Here is a 23,930-nt window from a genome sequence, read left to right as displayed (position 1 = left end):
TCCTGACCTGCCGGAGACCCCGACATGATCGACGCCAAGAAGATCCTCGATCAGTTCCTTGGCTCGAACGCCTCAGGCGGTCTCGGCGGCGCGCTGTCGCGCATGGGCGGCCCGGGCGCGCCCACCCGGCAGGAGCCCGCCACGCGCGGATCGGACGGCGGCGGATTCGGCGATCTTCTCAACCAGCTCGGCGGCGGGGCCAAGGGCGGCTCCGGCGGCGCTTTGGGCGGCCTGGGTGGTATCGGGGGCCTCGCCGGCGGCGCGCTCGCGGGCGGCCTCGCATCGATCCTGATGGGCAAGGGCAAGAAGTCTCTGCCGATCTCCGGCTCGGCCATGAAGCTCGGCGGCCTCGCGATCCTCGGCGGCCTCGCCTACAAGGCGTGGCAGAACCATCAGGCGAGCCAGCAGGCGGCCGGCGGCGGGCAGGCGTCCGCCCCGCAGCCGCTGCCGCGCGCCGAACCCGTGCCGGTCTCGCCGCCGCCTCCGGACTCGCCGTTCTCGCCCTCCTCGCCGGCGGAGGAGGAGCAGCTCGGTCTTCTCCTGGTGCGCGCGATGATCGCCGCCGCCCGCGCGGACGGCCATATCGACGGCGAGGAGATCGCGAAGATCCGTGAGGCGCTGAAGGCCTCGGGCGCCGGCGACGACGAACAGGGCTTCCTTCTGCAATATCTGGGCAAGCCGGACGATCTCGACGCCATAGCCGCCGAGGCGCGCGGCCCCGAGCTCGCCTCGGAGGTGTGGCTCGCCGCCCGTCTGACGGCCGACCCCGACACCCAAGCCGAGCAGGCCTTCCTGAAGACCTTCGCCGACAAGCTCGGCCTCGGCGCTCCGCTCGTCGCCCATCTCGAGGCGACCGCGGCGCAGGCGAAGCAGTCGGGCGTCTCGGCCGCCTGAGGGCCGATCGGAACGATCCCGGGCCGGCGTCGGTTCGGGCCACACAGTGAGCGAGAGGCTTTCTCATGTCCGAAACGGTCGTCACCCCCAAGCTCCGAGAGCGCGCCCGCAAGCTCTGGGTCGACGCCGGCTCGCCGAAGGGCCGCGAAGAGGACTTCCTCGAGCGCGCCAAGGAGCTCGCGGCGATGGAGTCGAACCCCAAGGCCGGGCTCGAGCCGAACCCGCTCGCCGACGGGATCGTCACCGACGCCGAGCGCGGCCGCTATGTCGAGGAGGCGAGCCTTCAGGACAATCTCGGCGAGTTCCCCGGCCTCCAGCGCGACCAGGGCGACAAGGACCCGACGCCCTGACGGGTTGAGCGTGGTCCCGGGCGGCGCGTAAGCGCAGCACGCCCGGGATCCCCTAGAACTTCGTCATGGTCCGGCTTGACCGGACCATCCATGCCGGACGCCGAGCGCGACGCCCGGCATGGGTCCTCCGGTCAAGCCGGAGGACGACGCGGCGTTTCATTCGCCCGTCGGAGAACCTGTCCAGATAGGCTGTCGGCCGCCGGGAAGACGTTTCTCGCGTCCTACGCCGCCGGCTTGCGCTCCTCCAGGAACCGCTTCATCCGCTGGAGCGCGCGTTCGATGTTCTCGGCCGAATTGGCGTAGGACAGCCGGACATAGCCCTCGCCGAGAATTCCGAAATCCGGGCCGCCGATGATCGCGACGCCTGCCTCCTCCAGCAGCGCGGAGGCGAGCGCCTTGGCCTTCCAGCCGGTCTCCTTGACGTTCGGGAAGGCGTAGAAGGCGCCCTTCGGCGTCGCCGCCGACACGCCCGGCAGCGCGTTCAGCCCCTCCGTCACCAGCTTGCGGCGTTTGTCGAATTCGGCGCGCATATGCGCGACGGCGTCCTGCGGGCCGTCGAGCGCGGCGATCCCGGCATATTGCGCGGACGCGTTCACGCAGGACCAGGCGTTGACCGCGAGCTTGCGGACGTCGTCGTACAGCGCCTTCGGCCAGACCGACCAGCCAAGGCGCCAGCCCGTCATGGCGTAGGTCTTCGACCACCCGTTCAGCACGATCAGCCGGTCGCGGATTTCGGGATAGGCGAGCAGCGTGCGGTGCTCCAGCCCGTCGAAGATCAGCTGGTCGTAGATCTCGTCGGACAGGATCGCGACGTCGGGGAAGGCTGCGAGGCCCTTGACGAGCTTCTCGATCTCGTCGGCCGGCGTGACGCCGCCGGTCGGGTTCGCCGGCGAGTTGATGATCAAGAGCCGCGTCTTCGGCGTGATCAGCGCCAGCGTCTCGTCCGCCGAGAAGGCGAAGCCGTTCTCCTCGCGGATCGGCACCGGGATCGGGTTGGCGCCGGTGTGCTCGATCATCGAACGGTAGATGGGAAAGCCGGGGTCCGGATAGAGGATGTCGACGCCGGGCTCTCCGAACAGGCGGATCGCGGCGTACATCGTGACCTTGCCGCCGGGCACGATCATCACGAGGTCGGGGTCGACCTCGACGCCGAACCGCCGGTGAAGGTCGCGCGCCACCGCCTCGCGCAAGGGCAGGATGCCCGTCGAGGGCGTGTAGCCGTGATGGCCGTCCCGGAGCGCCTTCACCGCCGCCTCCACGACATGCTCCGGCGTCGGAAAATCCGGCTGGCCGATGCCGAGATTGACGATGTCGCGGCCTTCGCCCGCGAGCTTGGTCGCGCGGGCGAGCACGGCGAAGGCGTTCTCCTCCCCGATCCGGTCGAAGGCGTCGACGGTCTTCAGCATGGGGGTCTCCGTTTGGCCGTGGCCGCCCCAAAGAACGTGGAACCATCCGCTGCGGCAAGTGTTCGATTCGAGGAGAGCCGGGTCGCGATGCGACCCCCGGCGGGCGCGCAGCCGAACGGCGCGACGCTCCCTCGGCTCGAGACAATTGAGGAGAACGACATGACCAACCGTCTCGACGGACGCAAGATCGCAGTTCTGGCCACCGACGGCTTCGAGCAGGTGGAGCTGACCGAACCCGTGAAGGCGCTGAAGGAGGCCGGCGCGACCGTGACGGTCGTAAGCCCGAAGAGCGGCGCCATCCAGGGCTTCAAGCACGACAAGCCGGGCGACCAGGTGCCGGTCGACCAGGATCTCGCAAGCGCCGACGCCGGCGCCTTCGACGGGCTGCTCATTCCCGGCGGGCTGTTCAATCCCGACGCGCTGCGCATCGACGACAAGGCGAAAGCCTTCGCCAAGGCGTTCTTCGACGCCGGCAAGCCGGTCGCCGCGATCTGCCATGGGCCGCAGGTGCTGATCAGCGCAGCGCTGGTGAAGGGCCGCAAGATGACGGCGTGGCAGGCCGTCCAGATCGACCTCGCGAACGCCGGCGCGATCGTCTCGGACGAGCCGGTCGTGGTCGATCAGGGCCTCGTCACGAGCCGCAAGCCCGACGACATCCCGGCCTTCAACGCGAAGATCATCGAGGAATTCGCGGAAGGCCGGCATCCGGGCCAGAGGCGCGCCGCCTGACGACAGGCGCCGCTTCCGACGCACTTATCGAACGGCGGGCGCAAGCCCGCCGTTTTTGCGTGCGAGAGGCAGGTGCACAGGGAGCTCGGACCCATGCGGAACGGACCAATCGTTGCGGCGCTCGCCGTCGCGCTGTCGGCGTCGCCGGCGCTCGCCGCGCCGAAAACCTTCGTGGTGGCGACCAAGGCCGGTCGCTCGAATGTCGAGGTGACGGTCGTGCTTCACCCCCAGGTCGACCGGTGCGCCAAACCGCTGGTCGCCGAGATCCGCAAGCAGGTCGCGCTGCAGGGCGCGGCGCATGTCCGCGCGCATCTGAAAACCGTGGTCAAGGCGAGCGGCACCGACGCGAGCGGCAAGGGGCAGTTCTTCGGCCTGAGCTTCCTCGCCGGCTGCCCGGCCGACGGCACGGCCTGGATCGCCTTCCCAGCGCAGGGCAAGGATAAGCAGGTATCGCGCTTCGCGCCCGGGCTCGGCTGGTCGCCGATGCAGCCGATCTGATCGACCCCATGCGGATCTGATCGACCCCATGACGAAAAATGGCTGGACGGGAGACGGCGCGACGGCGATGGACGGCGTCGACACCGTGCTCGGCGAGGCTGCCATGACGACCGCACCCGGACTCCAAGCCCCTGACGCCCTGCCGCGCGGGCCGGTCGTCGCCGGCGGCCCCTGTCCGCGCCCCGAGGCCGTGACGCTCGAGGGTCGGCATGTGCGCCTCGGACCGGTCGAGCCGGGCCGGGACGCCGCCGACCTGTTCGCCGCGACCTCCGGCCCGCAGAACGAGCGGCTCTTCGCCTATCTCTTCACCGGTCCTTACGCCGACGAAAGCCAGCTCACCGCCGAACTCGAGGCCGCGAAGGCCTCGAAGGACGTCGCGATCCTCGCAATCCGCGACCGGGCGAGCGGGCGGACCGTCGGGCGCGCCTCCTACATGCGCATCGAGCCTGCGCATCGCGTCGTCGAGGTCGGCTCGATCCTGTTCGCGCCCTCGCTCGCCCGCACGGCGGCGGCGACGGAGGCGATGCTGCTGATGGCGTCCCACGCCTTCGACACGCTCGGCTACCGCCGCTACGAGTGGAAATGCGACGCGCTCAACGCGCCCTCCCGGGCCGCGGCGCTGCGCCTCGGCTTCCGCTTCGAGGGGATCTTTTCAAAGCACATGATCGTCAAGGGCCGCAGCCGCGACACAGCCTGGTTCGCGATCGTCGACGATGAGTGGCCGCGCGTGAAGGCGGCGATGGAGGCCTGGCTGGCGCCCGGCAATTTCGACGCCGACGGCCGCCAGAAGCGCGCCCTCGCCGACATCCGCAAAGCCCTGTAGCCCGCGGGGGCCTATTCGTCCGGCTCGTCGTCGATGTCGGCCTCGGGCGTGGTCCCGCCGAGCCTGGTCGTGACGTTGCGCCCGATCTTGCGGAGCAGCTTGCGGAGCCGCTTTTTGTCCTTGCCGTCGAGATCGTCGACCGCCTCGCGCTCCAGCGTCTGCCAGATGTCCTCGACCGCGGCGGCGCGGCGCCTGCCCTCGTCGGTGAGCTCGACGCGCACCATGCGGCCGTCTCCGTTGGAGGTGCGGCGCTCGACGAGCCCCTGCGCGGCGAGGCGGGCGACGGTCTTCGACGCCGTCGGCGGCCGCACGCGCAGTTCGGCTGCGAGCTCGCTCATGGTGCGGCCGTTCTCGGCCGCGAGCAGCGTCAGCACCTGTTCCTGGCCGGGAAACAGCCCGATCTCCGTCAGCAGCTGCGCGCTGCGCACCCGGTGAAGCCGGGCGGCGTGCAGCAGCTCGTAGCCGACGCTCTTCGTATAGGGACTTTTCATGCGCATGCTCCCCCCAACCCGGCGGCGTATTCGCCTTGCCGACAAAGCATATGTTGTTCGTATGACGGTATGTCGAGCGATCCAAAGGATTGATGAATGAGCGGTTCCGCGGCGGGCGCCAGGTCTTTGCCGGCGAAGGGAGGAGGTTAGGCGTTGAGTCTGCTGATCACCGCCTTCGGCCGTTTCGACGGCGGCCCCAACTGCTCCGAAGCGCTGCTCGACCGACTGCGCGCCGAGCGCGGCGCGCTCGAGACGGAGTGGGGCGCGCCGGTGGCCTGCGAACTGCTCGCCGTCGACACCGCGGGCGTCGACGCCGCTCTGAAGGCCGCGCTCAGCACGCATCGGCCGACGCATGTCCTGCTCACGGGGCAGGCGGCCGGGCGCGACGCGCTGACCTTCGAGCGCGTCGCCCGCAACCGGCGCGATCTCGGCGTCGCCGACTGTCGCGGCCGGATCGGGCCGCTCGGGCCCGTGCGCGCAGGCGGTCCGGACCGTCGGGCCGCCACGTGGCCGGATCTCGACGGCCTCTGCGCCGCCCTGGCCGCGGACGGGCTTCCGGCGCGGCCGTCCGACGACGCCGGGACGCATCTCTGCAACCAGACGCTCTATCTCGCGCTGGAGGCGGCCGAGACGGCCGACCCGCCCTTCGTCGCGACCTTCCTGCATCTGCCGCTTCTGCCCGAGCAGGTGGCGGCCGCCGTGCCCGCCGCGGCGCGGCTAGAGGCCTGCTTCGCGCTGCCGCTCGACGACATGGCGCGTGCGGTCCGGCTCGTTCTGCGCCATACCCGGCGCGACGCCTGACGCCCGAGGGAGACCGCATGGCCCTGCCGCGCCGCCGCTGGACCGAGATGACGACCGAGGATTTTCGCGATCCCGACGTCGGATCGTGGATCGCGGTGCTGCCGGTCGCGGCCGTCGAGCAGCATGGCCCTCATCTCCCGCTCGGCGTCGACGCCCTGATCGGCGCGGCCTATCTCGCGGCCGCCGAGCCGCTGATCCCGGACGACCTGCCCGTCACGGTCCTGCCGATGCAGGCGGTCGGGACATCGGTCGAGCACGAGGCGTTCCCCGGCACGCTGGCGCTGTCGCCCGAGACGGTCGTCCGCGCCTGGATCGAGATCGGCGAGGCGGTGGCCCGGGCGGGCGTCCGCAAGCTCGTGCTGATCAACAGCCATGGCGGCAATTCGGCAGCCCTCGAGCTCGTCGCCCGCGCCTTGCGCGCTCGCTTCCGGATGCTCGCCGTGACCGCCTCCTGGAGCCGCTTCGGCTATCCCGACGGGCTGTTCTCCCCCGAGGAGATCCGTCACGGAATTCATGGCGGCGCGATCGAGACCTCGCTGATGCTCGCAGCCCATCCCGAACTGGTGCGGCGCGACAAGGTCCGCGCCTTCCCCTCGGCGGCGGCGGAGATGGAGCGCGGCTACGCCTGGCTGCGCCCGGACCGCCCCGCAGGCTTCGGCTGGATGGCGCAGGACCTCAATCCCGAGGGCGCCCTCGGCGACGCGACGGCGGCGACGGCCGAGGCCGGGCGCGCGGCGCTCGCGCACGGCGCCCGCGCCTTCGTCGAGCTGCTCGACGACGTCCGCCGCTTCCCGCTCGATCGGCTCCGGCCGGGGCCGGCGGGAGCGTAGGTCGAGATCGCCTCGCCCGACCCCGCACAAGATCCCCCGCCGTCATCCCGGGCCTGTCCCGGGATCCATTCCCGCCGCCGGCGACAAACCATTTCGAGCGCGGAGGATATGGGTTCCGGGACAGGCCCGGAACGACGCCGGCGCTGGACGCCGCGATTCCAACAACCTGGTCTGGTCTGCGAGGACGGGTCGACAATCGCGCCCCGGCGCACCACCATGGTCGAAACGCCGGCGGGCGAAAGAATTCTCAGGAAGGGGACGGCCTATGGGCGAAGTGCGACAGGACGAGCGGCTGATCGAGGGTCTCAGCGTCATCGAGACCTCCGAGACCGACAACGTGCTGCGCTGGGACGGAACCGCGCTCTATGTCGAGCACGACGTCTACCACAACGGCCAGCTGGTCCACCGCCGCTACCGCCGTCGCGTCACGGCGGAGGTCGCGCGGGTCCTGCTGTCGGTCATCGCCGGAAAGGCCTGAGCGCCTCGCTCATCCCTTCAGGAAAGCCATGATCCGCTCGAAGGCCGGCGCCGCGTTGGGCTCCGGCAACGACGTGAAGACATGCGCCGAGCCCGGCCAGAGCGAGAGCTCCGCCGCGCCGCCGGCCGCCGTCCAGCGCGCCGCCATGAACAGCGTGTCGTCGACCAGCGCGTCGCGGGTCCCCACCGTGAACAGCGCCGGCGGCATGCCTGAGAGATCGGCGTAGAGCGGCGACACGTCGGGATCGTCCAGGGCCTCGCCGTTCTGCAGGTAGTGCGCCGCGAACATGCGGATGTCGCGGGTGTTCAGCACCAGATGCTGCGTGCCGAACCGCCGCGCGCTCGGCGTCAGGCCGAGATCGTAGCTTCCGGCCGAGAGGTTGGCGCGCGCGAAGGGCGACAGCCCGTGCCGGTCGCGCAGCCGCAGCAGGGTGACGACCGCGAGATGGGCGCCGGCCGATTCGCCGCCGATCAGCAGCGTCTTCGCGCCGAACCGCGCCGCGGCCTCCCGCGCGACCCAGAGCGCGGCCGCCTCGCAATCGTCGGGGCCTGCGGGGTAGGGGTGTTCGGGCGCGAGCCGGTAGTGGACCGAAAGGCAGGCGATCCCGCATTCGGTCGCGAGCCGCTCGAGCCGCGGATCGTCCTGGTCGGCCGAGCCGAGCGTCCATCCGCCGCTGTGAACGTGAAGATAGACCGCCGACGGCGTCTCCGGCGCGATGACGCGGAGCGCAAGCGGGCCGCCGGGGCCCGCGATCGTCAGCGTCTCCGCCCGCTGGCTCTTCGGCTCGACCACGAACGGCGTCACCCCCTGCTTGCGCAGGTCGCGCACCGCCTGCGGCCCGAGCGACCAGATGTTCGGCGCCTTTTGCGCCGCCTCGATCAGGCGCTCATTGACCTCGATCGTGCCGGCCGGCGCGGCGTCGGGCCGAAAGGCCTCCGGATCGATCGTCAGCGGCGGTCGACTCATCGCGTCGGTCCTTGTTCGGGAAGGGCGCAGAAAACGCGGGATGGGGACTGGCCGCAAGTCCGGACCGGCCCATGATCCGGCCATGGATCGATCGACGCGCCGCCCTGACGTCGCAGCCGGCCCCGCCGGCCACCAGGCGATCGCGCGCTTCGAGGTCGAGACAAGCGGCCCCGGCCTCACCGACGTGACGTCCGAGGTCGCGCGGATGCTCGAAGATGGCGGGGCGGGCGATGGGCTCCTCACGCTCTTCGTCCGGCACACCTCGGCCTCGCTCACGATCCAGGAAAACGCCAGCCCGGAGGTGCGCGACGATCTCGTCGACGCGCTCGACCGGCTCGCGCCGCGCGACGCCGGCTGGCGGCACGACGACGAGGGCTCCGACGACATGCCGGCCCATGTGAAATCCGTGCTCACCGGCGTCTCCGTCGCCGTTCCCGTCATCGGCGGCCGCCTGGCGCTCGGGACGTGGCAGGCGATCTATCTGGTCGAGCACCGCGACCGGCCGCACCGCCGCTCGCTCATCGCTCATTTCATCGGCTCGAGGTCCGGCGGCTGACCGCGGGGGCGCCCTTCGGCGCGTTAATTCGGCAACGGATGCGGTTGCATGTGAATAGAGGCGTTCTATCGCATCGATTTTACGTTTGCGAAGCGGTATCACGTCCTCATGACGAGCGCCGATCCCGCCTATCGCCTTCTCATTGCTGACGATCATCCGTTGTTCCGCACAGCGCTCAAGGAAGCGATGTCGGGCGAGGCGGCCGCGATCCTCGAAGCCGGCTCCTTCGACGAAGCGTCGAAGACGCTTGAGGCCGACCCGACGCTCGATCTCGTGCTGCTCGACCTCAACATGCCCGGCGTCAGCGGCTTCTCCGGCCTGATGTATCTCCGCGCGCAGTACCCGTCGGTGCCGGTCGTGGTGGTCTCCGCCAATGAGGACCCCAAGGTGATCCGCCGCTGCATGGAGTTCGGCGCCTCGGGCTTCATTCCGAAGACGCTCGGCGTCGACGTGATGCGCAGCGCCGTGCGCGCCGTGCTCGAAGGCGACGAGTGGACGCCGCCCGGCATCGACCTCGCGGCCGCCGGCGACGACGAATCCGCTAAGCTCGCCCAGCGGCTCGGCACGCTGACGCCGCAGCAGGTGCGCGTGCTGATGATGCTGAGCCAGGGCCTGCTCAACAAGCAGATCGCCTATGAGCTCGGGGTCTCCGAGGCGACGGTCAAGGCGCATGTCTCGGCGATCCTCGCCAAGCTCGGCGTCGAAAGCCGCACCCAGGCCGTCATCGCCGCGGCGAAGATCGAAGCCGGCCAGTGGCCGGAGCGCGCCGCGAACTGACGCCGCCGTCGTTCCGGGCTCGTCCCGGAACCCACTGCCTCAGCGTTTCGCACGGATTGGCGCCGGCGGCGGGAATGGATCCCGGGATAAACCCGGGATGACCGGCGAGGATCTCGCGCTCCCGCCTACCGCGGCCCCGCATAAGGCCGCCGCGACTTGCCCGACTGCTTCCAGAACCGTTTCTGCCGCGTCCGCGCCTCCCGCGTGAGGTCGAGGCCGAATCCCTCATAGACCTCCGCGATCGTCGCGAGCGGGCGGGCGGTCAGCCGCTCGTAGCGCAGGCCGAGCGCCCGCCCGGGCGGCAGCGCGCGCCAGTCGGCGTCGAGCCTGTCCATGACGCGGGCGTGCAGCCTCTCCGCCTCGTCCGCCGAGAACGCCGGCGCCGCGCCCTGCAGGGAGAACATGCCGGCCATGCCGTCCATCATCCGGCGGAGCGAGCGCAGCGTCTCGTCGCGATCGCGGTCGATGCGCAGGAAGCGCGCCGTGGGGTAGAGCGCGGCGAGCTCGGCGATCCGCGTGGAGTTCGCGGGGTTCTTCAGCAGCGGCGCGCGCGTCGGATGCTTGACGCGCAGCGTCTTCAGGAAGCGGCCATGCGCCGTGCTCCAGGCACGCCACGGATCGCCGCCGCCCTCGAAGAACAGCGCCTCGTCGATCAGCCGCGCCCGCGCGCGCGGGAAGTAGAAGGCGTTGAAGAAGGAGGGCGCGCCGAGCTGGGCGAGCGCCCATTCCTCCTCCTGCGGGCGGGTCGGCGCGATCTCAACGGCGTCGAAGCCGCGGCTCGCCGGCAGGGTTTTCGCCACCAGCTCGCGCTTTCGCCCGAGCAGGAAGGGCGCGTCGGCCGGGCACAGCACGTCGAGCAGGCTGGGCGCCGCGAAGGATTTGTCGCAGGCCATCAGCTCGTGCAGCAGCGTCGTGCCGCTGCGCCAGAAGCCGACGATGAACAGCGGCGGGCAGGCGAGGTGCCAGTCGTCTTGAATTTCGGCCGCCGCGGCCGCCGTCTTCGCGATCCAGGCCCGGCGGCGGAAGCCGCCGAAGGCGGCGGCCGCGAGCAGAGGGAGATGGCCAAGCGTCGAGGCGCCGCCGCGCGCGAGCGCCGCGCGGGCCGAGGCGAGGTCGGCGGCGGCGAGCGGGTGGGCGAAGCCGCCGCGGGGCGCAGGCTTCGGCGCGGCGGACCGCGTCGCGGGAGCGGCGGGCGTCTCCGGCGTCATTCCGCGGCGATGCGCTGGGCGATCGTCTGCGCGAGCAAAGCGCGCAGCGCCGCCGGACGCAGCGGTTTGACCAGGAGATGGATGTCTCTGTCCGCCGCGGCCTGCCGCACGCCGGGCGAGCGGTCCGCCGTCACCAGCACGGCCGGGATCGGCCGGCCGAGCTTCCAGCGCAGGCTCACGATGGTCTCGATCCCGTCGCTCTCGTCGAGATGGTAGTCCGCGATCATCACGTCGGGGGCGCGGCCGCCGGCCTTCATCAGCCGTTCGGCCTCCTTGCGGCTCGACGCCGTCAGCGCCGTGCAGCCCCAGCCGGCGAGCAGCGTCGACATGCCGTCGAGGATCGCCGGCTCGTTGTCGATCGCGAGCACCACGAGCCCCTGAAGCGCGGCGTTGCGGGGCCCCGCGAAGGCGTCGGAGGGCTTCGGCGCCGGCAGCGCCGCGGAGGTCGGCGTCTCCAGCGCGAACACCGAGCCGACGCCCGGCCGCGACCGGAGCGTGATCGGATGCTCGAGCACCCGCGCGATGCGCTCGACGATCGACAGGCCGAGCCCCAGCCCCGGGGCGACCTTGGCGCCCTGCTCCAGCCGCTTGAACTCGCGGAAGACGAGCTTCTGCTGGCCCGAGGCGATGCCGAGCCCGGTGTCCCAGACCTCGATGCGCGCCTTGCCCCGCAGCCGCCTCACGCCGACCAGAACCTCGCCGCGCGGGGTGTATTTGATCGCGTTCGAGACGAGGTTCTGCAGCACGCGGCGCAGCAGCCGGCGGTCGGAGCGGACGCTGACGCTGGTCGCCATCACCGTGAGCTTCAGGCCCTTCTCCTCCGCGACCGGCGCGAATTCGCGGGCGAGCTGGCTGGTGATCTCGTCCAGCCGGAAGGAGGTGATCTCCGGCCGCATCGCGCCGGCGTCGAGACGGGAGATGTCGAGCAGCGTCGACAGGATCTCCTCGACGGCGTCGAGCGAGCTGTCGACGTTGCGGGCGAGCCGGGCGGGCTCGCCTTCGCCGGCGCGCTCGACCAGGCTGGTCGCGAACAGCCGGGCGGCGTTCAGCGGCTGCAGGATGTCGTGGCTCGCGGCGGCGAGAAAGCGCGTCTTCGAGATGTTGGCCTCGTCGGCCTCGGTCTTGGCGCGGGCGAGCTCCTGGTTGAGGCGGGTGAGCTCGCGGGTCCGCTCGCGCACCCGGCGCTCGAGGTCCTCGTTCACCCGTTCGAGCGCCTCCTGGGCGGCGACCGTGTCGGAGATGTCGGTGTAGGTCGTGACCACGCCGCCGCCGGGCATGCGGGCGGAGCGGATCTCGATGACGCGTCCCGAGGGCTGCAGCCGCGTCCGCAGCGTCTCCAGCCGCACGACGAAGCGCTCGATGCGGTCGGCGATGAAATGCTCGGCGTTGACCGGGCCGTAGAGCCCGCGCGCGGCGTTGAAGCGGAAGATGTCGTCGAGCCCGACGCCGAAATGGATCATCTCCTCGGGCAGGTCGAACAGCTCGCGGAACTGCCGGTTCCAGCACACGAGCTTCATGTCGCTGTCGATCGCGGTGACGCCCTGGCGGGCGTGGTCGAGCGCGTTCTGCAGCACGTCGCGGTTCGACTGCAGCGCGGCGGAGGCGTCGTCGAGCAGCCTGAGCGCGTCGGAGGTCGTGACGTTACGCCGAGTCAGCAGCATCGACAGCACAATGCGCGACGACGCCGCGCCGATCGCGGAGGCCAGCAGATGCTCGGCGAAGCGGATGGTCTGGAGGTCGGCCTCGGCCTTCGGCTCCAGCGTGCCGCCGCGCGCGATGGCGAAGCCGCGGAACGCGGTCTCGGCGCGCTCCGGCCCGAGATAGCGCGCGACCGTCTGCACCACCTCGGCGGAGGTGGCGCGCGAGCGCCAGGGCCGCACCTTCCCCTCCACCGCGCGGCCGGGCTCGCGCGGCTCGCCGGCGTCGCAGAACGCCGCGGCCTGCTGGCGCTCGATCGGCGTGGGCTGGCGCGACAGCGAGAAGGCGACGAAGGCTGCCGCGTTGACCGCGAGGCTGAAGAACAGGCCGTGGACCAGCGGGTCGGCGAAATCCGCGCCGAACAGCGCCTCCGGCCGCAGCCACCCGATCCCGAACGGTCCCGCCGTCATGATCTGGTCGAGCGCCGCCGCGTGCGGCGCGAAGGCCGGCAGCATCAGCGTCCAGGTCCAGACGGCGAGCCCGGCCCCGACGCCGGCGAGCGCGCCGCGGGCGTTGGCGCGCCGCCAGGCGAGCCCGCCCACGAAGGCCGGCGCGAGCTGCGCCACGGCGACCATCGAGATCAGCCCCATGCTGGCGAGCGAGGCGGCGCCGGACGCCTTGTGGACCGCGTAGGCGAGCAGCATGATCGCGACGATCGCCGCGCGCCGCACGCCGAGCAGGCTGCGCATGTTGGGCCGCCGACCTTCGCGCCGCCTGAGCAGGATCGGCATCGCGAGGTCGTTCGACGCCATGACCGACAGCGCGACGAGCTCGACGATCACCATCGCGCTCGCCGCCGACAGGCCGCCGATGAAGGCGAAGATCGAGAGCCAGCGCCAGCCGGACAGCAGCGGCAGCGTCAGGACGTAGGCGTCCGCCGGGATGCCTCCGGGGGATGCGAAGGACATCAGCCCCGCAAGCGCGATCGGCGCGACGAAGGCCGCGAACAGCAGCAGATAGAGCGGGAACAGCCAGCCCGCGGTCTTCAGGTCGCGCGCGCTGCGGCTCTCGACCACCGTCACGTGGAACTGGCGCGGCAGGATCAGCACCGAGACCAGCGACAGCAAAGTGAGCGCGATCCACTGCGGCAGAGTGGGGCCCTGCGCGAAGGGGGCGGCGACGCCCGACGCGATCGCCTTGCCGACGAGGTCGCCGAAGCCGTCATAGAGGCCGTAGACGGCGAACAGGCCGACGCCCACGAAGGCCGCGAGCTTGACCACCGACTCCGCCGCGACCGCGAGCATCAGCCCGTCCTGATGCTCGGTCGGCGCCACCTGGCGCGTCCCGAACAGGATCGCGAACAGCGCGAGCACCCCGGCCGCGATCAGCGCGGGGTCGACCGGCAGCAGCGAGATCCGGTCGAGCATCACGCCGAGCGACAGTTCGATCGCCTTCAGCTGGAGGGCGACATAGGGCGTGACGCCGACGATCGCGGCCGCCGCGACAAGCGCCGCGACCCGCTCGCTCTTGCCGTAGCGGGCGCCGATGAAGTCCGCGATCGAGGTCGAGTTGTTCGCCTTGGCGAGGGCGATGACATGGGCGATCAGCGGACGGAAGGCGAGGAATGCGATCGCCGGTCCGAGCGACAGCGCAAGAAAGCTCCAGCCGGACGTGACCGCGAAGCCGACCGCGCCGAAGAACGCCCAGGAGGTGCAGTAGACGCACAGGCCGAGCGCATAGACATGCGGGCGGAGCCGCCCGAGCGCCCAGGCCGGCCGGCGGCGGTCGACATAGGCCGCCAGCGCGAACAGCGCTCCGAGGTAGCCCAGCGCGACGGTGACGACGCCCCAGTCCTGCAATGCGGCTGTTTCCTCGCCCTGTCGCCCGGACCTTGCGGGTCGCGTCCCCGCGCGGCGCCGCTCCCGCGGTTGCCTTGCGCTCGGACTTCTCGTTAACGTCTAGCGGGTCGACCGGCCCGCTGTCATCAGCTTGCGTAAGGGGGAGTGCGCGCATGACGATCCTTCAGGAATTCAGGGAGTTCGCGCTCAAGGGCAACGTCGTCGACCTCGCGGTCGGCGTGATCATCGGCGCCGCCTTCGGCAAGATCGTCGAAAGCCTGGTCGGCGACGTCTTCATGCCGATCATCGGCGCGATCGTCGGCGGGCTCGACTTCTCGAACTACTTCATCGGCCTGTCGTCGGCCGTCACCGCCACGTCGCTGGCGGAGGCCAGGAAGCAGGGCGCGGTGATCGCCTATGGCAACTTTCTCACCATCGCGATCAACTTCGCCATCATCGCCTTCATCCTGTTCATGATCATCAAGGGCATGAACCGCATGAAGCGCCGGGAGGAGGCGAAGCCCGCTTCGGTCAAGGAGACGCCCGAGGACGTCAAGATCCTGACCGAGATCCGCGACCTGCTGGCCTCGCCCGCGCCGAGGGCCTGACGCCATGGCCGCCCGTTTCGTCCTGCACCACCATCCGCAGTCGCGCGCCCAGCGCATTCTCTGGCTGCTGGAGGAGACGGGCGCGCCCTATGAGCTCGTCGACGTCGACCTGCAGGCCGGCGCCCACAAGCGGCCGGAGTTCCTGAAGCTCAATCCCGACGGCAAGATCCCGACGCTCATCGACCGCGGACCGGACGGCTCGTCCGCGGTCGTCGTCACGGAGAGCTCGGCGATCGTGCTGCATGTCGCGGACGCGGTCCCGGAGGCCGGCCTCGCCCCGGCGCCCGGCACGCCCGAGCGCGGGCTCTACCTCAACTGGGTCTGCTACGCGGCGGCCGCGCTGGAGCCCGCCTTCGCCGACGCGCTGTTCCCGCGCGCCGCGCCGCCGCCGCCGATGGCGATCGGCTGGCCGCCCTACGAGCAGGCGCTGGCGCGGACGCTTGCGGCGCTCGCGCCGGGCCCCTGGCTGCTCGGCGAGCGCTTTTCCGGCGCGGACGTGATGGTCGGCGCGCTGCTCGGCTGGGTGCATTCCTGGGGCAAGCTGCCGGAGCCCGAACGCTTCCTGCCCTATCTCGACCGCATCGCGGAGCGGCCGGCGTACAAGCGGGCCTACGGCGCGCGCTGACGTCGGGCCGCCGGCCCGGCGCTCACGTTCCCGCGCTTTGGGCTGCCGCCGGGGGCCCGCCGCCCTAGGTCTCCCTCTCAAGACCAAGAACCAAACGAGGGAGGCCACGCCCGTGCGCATCGCGCGAACTCTGCTTGCGGCCCTGCTGATCGCGGCGCCGGGCGGCGGCGCCTCGGCCGCCGAACTCGAGAAGCTCTGGGAGCTCGACGGCCTGAAATGGCCGGAATCGGCGGCCCCGGACGCCTCGGGCGAGACGATCTATGTCAGCAATGTCGACGGCGACATGCGCGCCAAGGACGGCAAGGGCGCGATCTCTAAAGTGTCGGCCGACGGCCGGATGATCGAGGCGGACTGGGTCACGGGGCTCAACGCCCCGAAGGGCCTCGCCCTCGCCGGCGGCACGCTCTACGTCGCCGATATCGACGAGATCGTGGCGATCGACGTCGCGACGGCCAAGCCGACGAAGCGCTGGAAGGTCGAGGGCGCGGTGTTCCTGAACGACGTCGCGACGGCGCCGGACGGGCGCGTGTTCGTCTCCGACACCATGACCAACACCATCTGGCTGATCCAGGGCGAGGACGTCCTGCCCTGGCTGAAGCACGACCGGCTGAACGGCCCGAACGGGCTGCTGGTGGAGGACGATCGTCTCGTCGTCGCGCCGATCGGCACGCTGCCGAAGGACGGCGATCCCGGCCAGCCGGCGCATCTCGTCACGGTCGCCTTCGCGGACAAGACGATCCGCGACCTCGGCGACGGGAACCCGGTCGGCTTCCTGGACGGCCTCGTCGCGCTCGGCGCTGGCTCCTACCTCGTGGGCGACTTCGGACGCGGGCCGATCCATCGCGTCTCGTCCTCGGGCCAGGTCGAGACGATGGCGACGCTGCCGGCGAGCACCGCCGACATGGGCTATGTCGCCCCGAAGCGGCTGCTGGTCGTCCCGCATTCCTCCAGCGGCAAGCTGATCGGCTACCGCGTGCCCGAAACCCGCTGAACCGGCGGGCCTCGCCTCGCCGCGCGATCCGTGCTTTACCGCGCGCCCTGAATCGACCGAAGGAGGGCATCCATGACCGGACGCCGCACTCTCGCCGGCGCCGCGCGCGCAGGCCTCGTTCCGGGCCTCGCTTTGGGCCTCGCTTTGGGCTTCGCCGCCGAGGGCCTCGCGCAGGAGAAGCCCGCGGAGACCGCGCCCCCGGCCGCGGAAGCGCCTGCCGCGCCCGCGGCCGAATCACCCGCGGCTCCGGCCGCGGAAGCCCCCGCGAGCCCGGCCGGCCAGGACGCGCCCGCCGCCGCGGCGGAGCCGGTCGACACGCTCTCCGTTCCCGGCCCGCTGAAGCTGCAGGGCGTGGAGTATGCCCTCGCCTCCGCGGATTCGCCGTCGCCCGGCTACGTCCGCCAGGGCTATCTGCCGAAGGGCGAGACGCTCGAGACCTATGACCGGATGGTGATGGTCGAGGTCGTGCTCGGCGACCTTGACCCCTCGACGGCCGCCGCCGCCAAGGTGCGGGAGCTCGGCCTGCGCAAGGCGACCGACCCGACGGTGAACTCCGCCGCCATCCGCGACGACAAGACCGGCGAGGTGCTGCTCGACTTCACGCTCAGCGGCCAGACGCCGGACGGCGTGGGCATCGCGGAATGGAACGCCTACCGCTATTCGCCCTACAAGGCGGGCGACCAGAAGGGCGTCGTGCTGTTCGCGCTCAGCCGGCGGGCCTATGGCGACAAGCGCGCGGCCTTCTTCAAGAGCCTGAAGAAGACGCGGCCCGCCGCGATCAAGGCGCTGATCGCGACGAAGCCGCCCGCGGTGAAGGCGCCGTCCGTCGCGCAATAGCGGGCGGATCGGCCCGGCTGACGCGCCGGCGCGTCAGGTCGATTTGTCGACGATGCCGGCGAGGCCCTTGACGTAGATGCCGTCGATCACGGTCTTCGCCGCGGCCTCGGCGCCCTTGGGCTCGAACTGGCCGGACCAGGTGACGACCGCGCCGCCCTTGCCGTTGTCGGTGACCGCGATGGTCGAGATGTAGTTCTGGACCGGGAGCGGGCTCTCCAGGATCACGTAGCTGTATTTCATCGCGACGTCGTCGCGGCCGGTCTCCTGCTCGACGATGGTCCCGCCGCCCTTGAGCGAGAGCGTGCGGATCGGCTTGCCGCCCTGTTCGGACAGCGCGCAGCCTTCCACCGCCGGATGCCATTTGGCGATGCCGCAGAAGCCGCCGATCGTGGCCCACACCTTGGCGGCCGGGGCGTTGACGGGGGTGGATTCGGTGACGTCGGCCGCGAAGGCCGGGCCGGCCGCCAGCATGGCGGCGGCGACGAGCGTGAAGCGCTTGAACATCCCTGGAACTTCCTTCTTGTCCGACGGTCGTGGTCGCCGTCTGCGCAAAGGTGTAGCGCCGGGGCCGCCCGCTGGTAAGGGCCGGGCCGTCGCGAGGAGGCGGGACGGGCGACGCGCCGCCGTCAGAAGAACGCCTGAATCCCGGTCTGCGCGCGGCCGAGGATCAGCGCGTGGACGTCGTGCGCGCCCTCATAGGTGTTGACCGTCTCCAGGTTCTGGGCGTGCCGCATCACGTGGTACTCCTCGTGGATGCCGTTGCCGCCATGGGCGTCCCGCGCCATCCGCGCGATGTCGAGCGCCTTGCCGCAATTGTTGCGCTTGATCAGCGAGATCATCTCCGGCGCCGCCAGCCCCTCGTCCATCAGCCGTCCGACCCTGAGCGCCGCCTGCAGGCCGAGCGCGATCTCCGTCTGCATGTCGGCGAGCTTCTTCTGGACGAGCTGGGTCGCCGCCAACGGCCGGCCGAACTGCCTTCGATCGAGCGTGTAGGCGAGCGTGCGGCGCCAGCAGTCCTCGGCGGCCCCCATCACGCCCCAGGCGACGCCGTAGCGCGCCTTTGTGAGGCAGCCGAACGGACCCTTCAGGCCGGAGACGTTCGGCAGCAGCGCCTCGTCTCCGACCTCCACCCCGTCCATGACGATCTCGCCGGTGACGGAGGCCCGCAAGGAGAGCTTGCCGTGGATCTTGGGCGCCGACAGGCCTTTGGCGCCCTTCTCCAGCACGAAGCCGCGGACCGCGCCGTCATGCGCCGCCGACTTCGCCCAGACGATGAAAATGTCGGCGATCGGGGCGTTCGAGATCCACGTCTTGGCGCCGGTCAGCCGATATCCGCCGTCGATCGCCTCGGCGCGGGTCCGCATCGCGGCGGGGTCGGAGCCGGCGTCGGCCTCGGTCAGTCCGAAGCAGCCGATCCACGCGCCGCTGGCGAGCTTCGGGAGGCATCTCCGCCGCTGGGCGTCGTCGCCATAAGCCTGGATCGCGTGCATGACGAGCGAGGACTGCACGCTCATCATCGAGCGGTAGCCCGAATCGACGCGCTCCACCTCCCGCGCGACGAGGCCATAGGAGACGTGGGACGCGCCGGCCCCGCCGAACGCCTCGGGGACCGTGACGCCGAGCAGGCCGAGCGCGCCCATCTCCTGGAAGATCGCGCGGTCGGTCTTCTCCTCGCGATAGGCCTCGACGATCCGCGGCGCCAGCTTCTCCTGCGCATAGGCGCGCGCCGTCTCGCAGATCAGCCGCTCGTCTTCGGCGAGCTGCCGGTCGAGCCGCAGCGGGTCGGACCAGTCGAAGGCTCCGGGCGGGGTCTCGATCATGCCGTGCATCCCTGCGACGGGCGGGCCGTCATCCGCCGACAGTCCCAGATTGCGCCGCCGCGGGCGAGCGTCCGTCAGCCGCCGAGATAGGCCGCCCGCACATGCGGGTCGTCGATCAGCTCTGAACCCTTGCCGTGCTTCACCACGCGGCCGGTCTCGATGAGATAGGCGGCGTCGCAGAGCTCGAGCGCCGCGAAGGCGTTCTGCTCGACCAGCAGGACCGTGGCCCCGTCGTCGCAGATCGTGCGGATGATCTTCAGGGTCTGCTCGACGATGGTGGGCGCGAGCCCGAGCGAGGGCTCGTCGAACAGCACGAGCTTCGGCCGCGACATCAGCGCCCGGCCGATCGCGAGCATCTGCTGCTCGCCGCCCGACAGCGTGCCCGCCGCCTGCCCGCGCCGCTCCGCGAGGCGCGGGAAGTGGGAATAGACCCGGTCGAGGTCCTCCCGCACATGGACCCCGTCGCGGCGGAGATAGGAGCCCATCGCGAGGTTCTCCGCGACGCTCATGTAAGGAAACACCCGCCGCCCCTCCGGGCAGTGCGCGATGCCGAGCGCGAGCACCTTTGCGGGATCGGCGCGCGTGATGTCCTCGCCGCGGAAGCGGATCGAGCCGCCGCGCGGCTTCACGAGCCCGGAGATCGCGCGCAGCGTGGTCGACTTGCCGGCGCCGTTCGCGCCGATCAGCGCGATCAGCTGGCCCTCGGCGACGTCGAGCGAGACGCTCTTCAGCGCCACGACCGGCCCATAGGCGCATTCGAGGTCGCGGATCTCAAGCATGGGCGGCCTCCCTCCGGACGTCGCGGGCGGCGGCGCTCTTGCCGAGATAGGCTTCGATCACCGCCGGGTTCGCGCGGATGTCGGCCGGCGCGCCGTTCGCGATCAGCTTGCCGTGGTTCAGCACGACGATCCGGTCGGAGACCGCCATCACCATCGGCATGTCGTGCTCGACAAGCAGGATCGTCACGCCGCGGTCCCGGATCGAGCGGATCAGCTTAACGAAGCCGTGGGTCTCGGAGGCGTTCATCCCCGAGACCGGCTCGTCCAGCAGCAGCATCTGCGGGTCGGTCGCGAGCGCGAGCGCCACTCCGACCAGCCGCTGCTCGCCATAGGACAGCGCGCCGGCGCGCTCGTCGGCGCGCGCGCCGAGCCCGACCCAGTCGAGGATCTCGCGCGCCTTCTCCCGCCGCGCCGTCTCGCCGTCGCGCTCGCGCTTCAGGTTGAGGATCGCGTCGAGCAGCCCCGCGCCGCCGGCGTGGCGGTGCAGGCCGATCAGCACGTTGTCGAGCACCGTGTCGTCGGCGAACACGCTGGTGCGCTGGAAGGTGCGGGCGAGGCCGAGGCGGTTGATCTCGTGCGGCCCGAGCCCCGACAGCGTCCGGTCCCCGAAGCGCACAGCCCCTTGCGTCGGCTTGAGGAAGCCGGTGACGACGTTGAAGGCGGTCGTCTTGCCGGCGCCGTTCGGGCCGATCAGGCTGAGAATCTCGCCCTTGCGGACGTCGAAATGGAGGTCGGCGATCGCGACGAGGCCGCCGAAGCGCACCCCGACATGCTCGACCGACAGCGCGACCTCGCTCATGGCTGCGCCTCCAGCCGGGGACTGGCCGCCCGGCCCGCGCTTCGCGCCCGCCGGCGCTCGGCGAACCAGCCGTCGACGTAGGGCGCGATCCCGCGCGGCATCAGGAACAGGATCAGGATCAGCACCGCGCCGTAGACCATCCACTGCGCCTCGGGCGCCATGTAGGGCCGCAGCGCGACCGGCAGAGTCCCGAAGATCACGCCGCCGATGACGGGGCCGGCGAGCGTGCCCTTGCCGCCGCTCACCACCATGATCACGATCGTGACGGTGTAGGTGAACAGGAACACGTCCGGATCGATGATGCGGAAGTAATGGGCGTAGAGGCTGCCCGCGGCGCCTGCGATCGCGGCCGAGATGGTGGCGGCGATCGTCAGCGTCCGCGTGGCGTTGACGCCGACCGACATGGCGAGCGCCTCGTTCTCCTTCAGGCCCCGCATCGCGCGCCCGAGCCTGGAGCGCACGATCCGCGCCACCACGAGGTAAGCGAGCGTCGCGACGCCGAGCATCAGATAGTAGTTCTGGACCTTGGTGCGGAACGTCATCTCGCCGAGGCCGGGCAGCCCGAGCCGCATCTGCGGGATCGCGGTCAGCGCGAGCGGCCCCTGCGTCAGCTCCACCCAGTTCAGCGCCACGAGCCGCACCACTTCGGCGAAGGAAATGGTGACGATCACGAAATAGGCCCCGCGCACCCGGAACGAGAGCCGCCCGACCACATAGCCGCAGAGGCCCGAGATCAGGATCGCCATGACGAGGCCCGCGAGCGGCGGCCAGCCGGAATGGGTCATCCGCACGTCGCCGAACAGGCCCGCGTCGAAGCCTAGCGTGGTCAGCGCGCTCGCATAGGCGCCGATGCCGAAGAAGGCGATGTGGCCGAGGCTGAGCTGCCCGGTGTAGCCGAGCAGCAGGTTCAGGCTGATCGCGGCGATGGTGAAGATGCCGCCGGTGATCAGCGCGTTGAGGAGGTACGGGTCCTTCAGCCCGAGCGGCAGGAGCGCGAGCGCGACGAGCAGGATGGGGGGGAGGTATTTCGTCATCCGATCCGCTCCGCCCGTGCGAACAGGCCGGTGGGCTTGGCGAGCAGCACCGCGATGATGATCAGGAAGCCCATCGCGTCGCGGTAGCCGGACGAGACGTAGCCGGCGCCGAACTCCTCGGCGATCGCCAGGATGAAGCCGCCGATCGCGGCGCCCGAGATCGAGCCCAGGCCGCCCAGGATGACGATCGCGAAGGCCTTCACCGCCGCGAGGTCGCCCATCTGCGGGAACACGACATAGACCGGCCCGAGCAGCGCGCCGGCCGCGGCCGCGAGGCTGGAGCCCAGCGCGAAGGTCGCGGTGTAGATCAGCCGCACGTTGACGCCCATCAGCGCCGCGGTGTCGGCGTCCTGGAAGGTCGCGCGCATGGCGCGGCCGAGGCGCGTGCCGTTGATCAGCGCATAGGCCCCGCCGATCAGCGCGAGCGCCGCGGCGAGCACGAACAGCCGGAGCCAGGAGATCGACACCGAGCCGAGCTGCAGCGGCGCGTCGGGGAAGGGCGAGGGGATCGCCTTCGCGACGCCGCCGAACAGCCACAGCGTGCCGGACTGCAGGATGATGCCGGCGCCGATCATCACCAGCATGGTGGTGTCGATGTCGGCGCCGCGCATCGGCCGCAGCAGGACGATCTCGATCAGCGCGCCGAGCGCGAGCCCGGCGACGATCGAGAACGGCAGCGCCACGAAGAAGTTGAGCCCGAGCGACGTCGAGGCGATCCACATCGCGTAGGCGCCGAAGGTGTAGAGCGCGCCGTGGGTGAAGTTCACCACGTTCATGATGCCGAAGATCAGCGTCAGCCCGATGCCGAGCAGCGCATAGGCGCCGCCGAGAACCAGCGCGTTGACGAGATGCTGCAGGAGTTGGTCCACGGCGTGGGCCTTCCGTGTTGGCGTCGTCGGCGCGACCGCCGATCTCACCGCGACCGTCATGCCGGCGAGGCCGGGCATGACGGTCACGAGGGTTCAGGCGTGGGGCGTCAGAGCTTCACTTCGCCGATCTGGCCGTCGGCGATCTGGATCAGGTAGACGCTGGGCTTGCTCTGCCCGCTCTCCTTGCCCTCCGGCCCGGACTTGGCGAAGGCGATCGGGCCGTTGAGGCCGGTGAGCTTGACGTCCCAGAACGCCTTCTGGATCGCCTTGGGCTCGGCCGAGCCCGCCTTCTCGATCGCGGCCGCGATGGTGCGGATGCCGTCATAGCCGCGAAAGCTCTCGGTCGCGCCCGCGAAGGGGTGGCCGCGCTTCTTCCACTCGGCGAGGAAATAGGCGGTGGCCTTCGGGTCGGGGGTCGCGTCGGGCGACCACGGCAGGAAGGTGGTGAGGTGCATGGTCTTGTCGGCCGCGGCTCCCGCCTGGGCGACGATCTGGTCTGGGTTCTGCGAGCCGCCGGTGGTGATGACGCGCTTCTTCACGCCCATCGCCGCCATCTGCTTGAACACCAGCGTCAGCTGGTCGACGGCCGCCGTGATCATGATCGTGTCGGCGTCGGTGCCTTTGATCTTGGCGAGCTGGGCGCTCATGTCCTGCGCCGACGCGTCCATCGTCTCGGTCAGTCCGACATCGACGCCCTTGCCCTTCAGCATCTTGCCGAAGTCGGCCGCCGCGCCGCGGCCCCAGTCGTTGTTGATGACGAGGAAGTCGACCTTCTTGACGCCGATCTTCTCGACCATGGGCGCGAACGCCTCGGCCTCGAGCGCGGACGGCGGCGAGATGCGAAACACGAAGGGGTTGCCGGAGGTCGTGATCTTGCCCGAGGACGAGGTCTCGACCAGCATCGGCACCTCGTACTCCTCGAGCTTCGGCATCACCGCAAGCGTGAGGCTGGAGCCCCAGGCGCCCATCATCACCGGCGTCTCGTCGGAGGTGATGAGCTTCTCCGCGACGGCGGCGGCCTCGGTCGGGTTCGACTTGTTGTCCTCGATCACGAGCTGGAGCTTCTTGCCCAGCACGCCGCCCTTGGCGTTGATCTCGTCGGCGGCGATCTTGGCGCCGTTGACGACATAGGCGCCCGAGGCCGCGAACGGGCCGGTGAGCGGCTCGTTGATCCCGATCTTGATCGTGTCCTCGGCTCGGGCGCCGGTGGCGGCGAGGCCGAGAGCGAGCGCTGCGGCCGATGCTATGCGGAACGTCGTCGACATGGCGTTCTCCTTGGACGTGG

General features: G+C 70.8%; 26 protein-coding genes. 14 read left to right on the top strand and 12 right to left on the bottom strand.

Annotation, left to right across the window (positions count from 1 at the left end; all coding sequences use genetic code 11):
* The first annotated feature begins 24 nt into the window (after positions 1 to 24).
* Both ACO2RJ_RS13865 and ACO2RJ_RS13860 read left to right on the top strand, forming a co-directional pair.
* Complete coding sequence (locus ACO2RJ_RS13865; RefSeq protein WP_423268590.1) at positions 25 to 894, top strand: tellurite resistance TerB family protein; 870 nt, start codon at positions 25 to 27, stop codon at positions 892 to 894.
* 65 nt (positions 895 to 959) lie between these two features.
* A complete protein-coding gene (locus ACO2RJ_RS13860; protein ID WP_423268589.1) occupies positions 960 to 1,244 on the top strand; it encodes a DUF2934 domain-containing protein in 285 nt (94 codons plus the stop codon).
* Between the two features lie 221 nt (positions 1,245 to 1,465).
* Here ACO2RJ_RS13860 and ACO2RJ_RS13855 read toward each other — a convergent pair whose 3' ends face one another.
* Positions 1,466 to 2,650: a pyridoxal phosphate-dependent aminotransferase gene (locus ACO2RJ_RS13855; RefSeq protein WP_423268588.1), complete on the bottom strand. Its 1,185-nt coding sequence runs from the start codon at positions 2,648 to 2,650 to the stop codon at positions 1,466 to 1,468.
* 159 nt (positions 2,651 to 2,809) lie between these two features.
* On the opposite strand from ACO2RJ_RS13855, the gene ACO2RJ_RS13850 reads away from it, so the two are divergent.
* The 3 genes from ACO2RJ_RS13850 to ACO2RJ_RS13840 all read left to right on the top strand — a co-directional run bounded on the left by ACO2RJ_RS13850 (position 2,810) and on the right by ACO2RJ_RS13840 (position 4,700).
* A complete protein-coding gene (locus ACO2RJ_RS13850) occupies positions 2,810 to 3,379 on the top strand; it encodes a type 1 glutamine amidotransferase domain-containing protein (protein WP_423268587.1) in 570 nt (189 codons plus the stop codon).
* 93 nt (positions 3,380 to 3,472) lie between these two features.
* Positions 3,473 to 3,877, top strand: a complete 405-nt coding sequence (locus tag ACO2RJ_RS13845; RefSeq protein WP_423268586.1) for a hypothetical protein — start codon at positions 3,473 to 3,475, stop codon at positions 3,875 to 3,877.
* A gap of 28 nt (positions 3,878 to 3,905) precedes the next feature.
* Positions 3,906 to 4,700: a GNAT family N-acetyltransferase gene (locus tag ACO2RJ_RS13840; RefSeq protein WP_423268585.1), complete on the top strand. Its 795-nt coding sequence runs from the start codon at positions 3,906 to 3,908 to the stop codon at positions 4,698 to 4,700.
* Between the two features lie 11 nt (positions 4,701 to 4,711).
* Here ACO2RJ_RS13840 and ACO2RJ_RS13835 read toward each other — a convergent pair whose 3' ends face one another.
* On the bottom strand, positions 4,712 to 5,191 hold the full coding sequence (locus ACO2RJ_RS13835; RefSeq protein ID WP_423268584.1) for a MarR family winged helix-turn-helix transcriptional regulator: 480 nt from the start codon (positions 5,189 to 5,191) through the stop codon (positions 4,712 to 4,714).
* A gap of 153 nt (positions 5,192 to 5,344) precedes the next feature.
* On the opposite strand from ACO2RJ_RS13835, the gene ACO2RJ_RS13830 reads away from it, so the two are divergent.
* From ACO2RJ_RS13830 to ACO2RJ_RS13820, 3 genes are all read left to right on the top strand, one after another.
* Positions 5,345 to 5,992, top strand: coding sequence for a hypothetical protein (locus ACO2RJ_RS13830; protein ID WP_423268583.1), 648 nt, complete (start codon positions 5,345 to 5,347; stop codon positions 5,990 to 5,992).
* A gap of 17 nt (positions 5,993 to 6,009) precedes the next feature.
* Positions 6,010 to 6,822 (top strand): creatininase family protein, encoded by an 813-nt coding sequence (locus ACO2RJ_RS13825; RefSeq protein WP_423268582.1) that lies wholly within the window; start codon positions 6,010 to 6,012, stop codon positions 6,820 to 6,822.
* Positions 6,823 to 7,087: 265 nt separating this feature from the next.
* On the top strand, positions 7,088 to 7,300 hold the full coding sequence (locus ACO2RJ_RS13820; protein ID WP_423268581.1) for a hypothetical protein: 213 nt from the start codon (positions 7,088 to 7,090) through the stop codon (positions 7,298 to 7,300).
* 9 nt (positions 7,301 to 7,309) lie between these two features.
* On the opposite strand, the gene ACO2RJ_RS13815 is transcribed toward ACO2RJ_RS13820, so the two are convergent.
* Entirely contained in the window at positions 7,310 to 8,266 is a 957-nt protein-coding gene (locus tag ACO2RJ_RS13815; RefSeq protein WP_423268580.1) for an alpha/beta hydrolase, read from the bottom strand.
* An 82-nt stretch (positions 8,267 to 8,348) separates the two neighbouring features.
* On the opposite strand from ACO2RJ_RS13815, the gene ACO2RJ_RS13810 reads away from it, so the two are divergent.
* Together ACO2RJ_RS13810 and ACO2RJ_RS13805 are read left to right on the top strand one after the other, a co-directional pair.
* Positions 8,349 to 8,822 carry a secondary thiamine-phosphate synthase enzyme YjbQ gene (locus ACO2RJ_RS13810; protein WP_423268579.1) on the top strand — a complete coding sequence of 158 codons (474 nt, stop codon included), beginning with the start codon at positions 8,349 to 8,351 and terminating at the stop codon, positions 8,820 to 8,822.
* A 108-nt stretch (positions 8,823 to 8,930) separates the two neighbouring features.
* Positions 8,931 to 9,599 carry a response regulator gene (locus tag ACO2RJ_RS13805; protein ID WP_423268578.1) on the top strand — a complete coding sequence of 223 codons (669 nt, stop codon included), beginning with the start codon at positions 8,931 to 8,933 and terminating at the stop codon, positions 9,597 to 9,599.
* A 125-nt stretch (positions 9,600 to 9,724) separates the two neighbouring features.
* On the opposite strand, the gene ACO2RJ_RS13800 is transcribed toward ACO2RJ_RS13805, so the two are convergent.
* Complete coding sequence (locus ACO2RJ_RS13800) at positions 9,725 to 10,807, bottom strand: sulfotransferase family protein (RefSeq protein ID WP_423268577.1); 1,083 nt, start codon at positions 10,805 to 10,807, stop codon at positions 9,725 to 9,727.
* Positions 10,804 to 14,304, bottom strand: a complete 3,501-nt coding sequence (locus tag ACO2RJ_RS13795; RefSeq protein ID WP_423268576.1) for a NahK/ErcS family hybrid sensor histidine kinase/response regulator — start codon at positions 14,302 to 14,304, stop codon at positions 10,804 to 10,806. The genes ACO2RJ_RS13800 and ACO2RJ_RS13795 overlap by 4 nt, the downstream gene beginning before the upstream one ends.
* Before the next feature lie 158 nt (positions 14,305 to 14,462).
* Between ACO2RJ_RS13795 and mscL the strand changes: the two genes are divergently transcribed.
* The 4 genes from mscL (at position 14,463) to ACO2RJ_RS13775 (ending at position 17,344) form a co-directional block, all read left to right on the top strand.
* Positions 14,463 to 14,891, top strand: a complete 429-nt coding sequence (gene mscL / locus ACO2RJ_RS13790; protein WP_423268982.1) for a large conductance mechanosensitive channel protein MscL — start codon at positions 14,463 to 14,465, stop codon at positions 14,889 to 14,891.
* 4 nt (positions 14,892 to 14,895) lie between these two features.
* A complete protein-coding gene (locus tag ACO2RJ_RS13785; RefSeq protein ID WP_423268575.1) occupies positions 14,896 to 15,516 on the top strand; it encodes a glutathione S-transferase family protein in 621 nt (206 codons plus the stop codon).
* A gap of 112 nt (positions 15,517 to 15,628) precedes the next feature.
* On the top strand, positions 15,629 to 16,507 hold the full coding sequence (locus ACO2RJ_RS13780) for an SMP-30/gluconolactonase/LRE family protein (RefSeq protein ID WP_423268574.1): 879 nt from the start codon (positions 15,629 to 15,631) through the stop codon (positions 16,505 to 16,507).
* Positions 16,508 to 16,579: 72 nt separating this feature from the next.
* The gene (locus ACO2RJ_RS13775; protein ID WP_423268573.1) at positions 16,580 to 17,344 is read left to right on the top strand and encodes a hypothetical protein; all 765 of its coding nucleotides are present in this window, start codon (positions 16,580 to 16,582) and stop codon (positions 17,342 to 17,344) included.
* 33 nt (positions 17,345 to 17,377) lie between these two features.
* On the opposite strand, the gene ACO2RJ_RS13770 is transcribed toward ACO2RJ_RS13775, so the two are convergent.
* The 7 genes from ACO2RJ_RS13770 to ACO2RJ_RS13740 form a co-directional block, all read right to left on the bottom strand.
* Positions 17,378 to 17,848, bottom strand: a complete 471-nt coding sequence (locus tag ACO2RJ_RS13770; RefSeq protein ID WP_423268572.1) for an SRPBCC family protein — start codon at positions 17,846 to 17,848, stop codon at positions 17,378 to 17,380.
* Between the two features lie 122 nt (positions 17,849 to 17,970).
* Positions 17,971 to 19,164, bottom strand: a complete 1,194-nt coding sequence (locus tag ACO2RJ_RS13765; RefSeq protein ID WP_423268571.1) for an acyl-CoA dehydrogenase — start codon at positions 19,162 to 19,164, stop codon at positions 17,971 to 17,973.
* A gap of 74 nt (positions 19,165 to 19,238) precedes the next feature.
* The gene (locus ACO2RJ_RS13760; RefSeq protein WP_423268570.1) at positions 19,239 to 19,943 is read right to left on the bottom strand and encodes an ABC transporter ATP-binding protein; all 705 of its coding nucleotides are present in this window, start codon (positions 19,941 to 19,943) and stop codon (positions 19,239 to 19,241) included.
* Positions 19,936 to 20,742 (bottom strand): ABC transporter ATP-binding protein, encoded by an 807-nt coding sequence (locus ACO2RJ_RS13755; RefSeq protein ID WP_423268569.1) that lies wholly within the window; start codon positions 20,740 to 20,742, stop codon positions 19,936 to 19,938. The genes ACO2RJ_RS13760 and ACO2RJ_RS13755 overlap by 8 nt, the downstream gene beginning before the upstream one ends.
* Entirely contained in the window at positions 20,739 to 21,776 is a 1,038-nt protein-coding gene (locus ACO2RJ_RS13750) for a branched-chain amino acid ABC transporter permease (protein ID WP_423268568.1), read from the bottom strand. The genes ACO2RJ_RS13755 and ACO2RJ_RS13750 overlap by 4 nt, the downstream gene beginning before the upstream one ends.
* On the bottom strand, positions 21,773 to 22,645 hold the full coding sequence (locus tag ACO2RJ_RS13745; RefSeq protein WP_423268981.1) for a branched-chain amino acid ABC transporter permease: 873 nt from the start codon (positions 22,643 to 22,645) through the stop codon (positions 21,773 to 21,775). The genes ACO2RJ_RS13750 and ACO2RJ_RS13745 overlap by 4 nt, the downstream gene beginning before the upstream one ends.
* A 107-nt stretch (positions 22,646 to 22,752) precedes the next feature.
* Complete coding sequence (locus ACO2RJ_RS13740) at positions 22,753 to 23,910, bottom strand: ABC transporter substrate-binding protein (RefSeq protein ID WP_423268567.1); 1,158 nt, start codon at positions 23,908 to 23,910, stop codon at positions 22,753 to 22,755.
* Positions 23,911 to 23,930: the final 20 nt, after the last annotated feature.

Origin of the sequence: Hansschlegelia sp. KR7-227 (assembly GCF_049446035.1) — a bacterium.
Taxonomy (GTDB): domain Bacteria; phylum Pseudomonadota; class Alphaproteobacteria; order Rhizobiales; family Methylopilaceae; genus Methylopila.
This window is presented reverse-complemented; position numbering and strand designations above follow the sequence as displayed.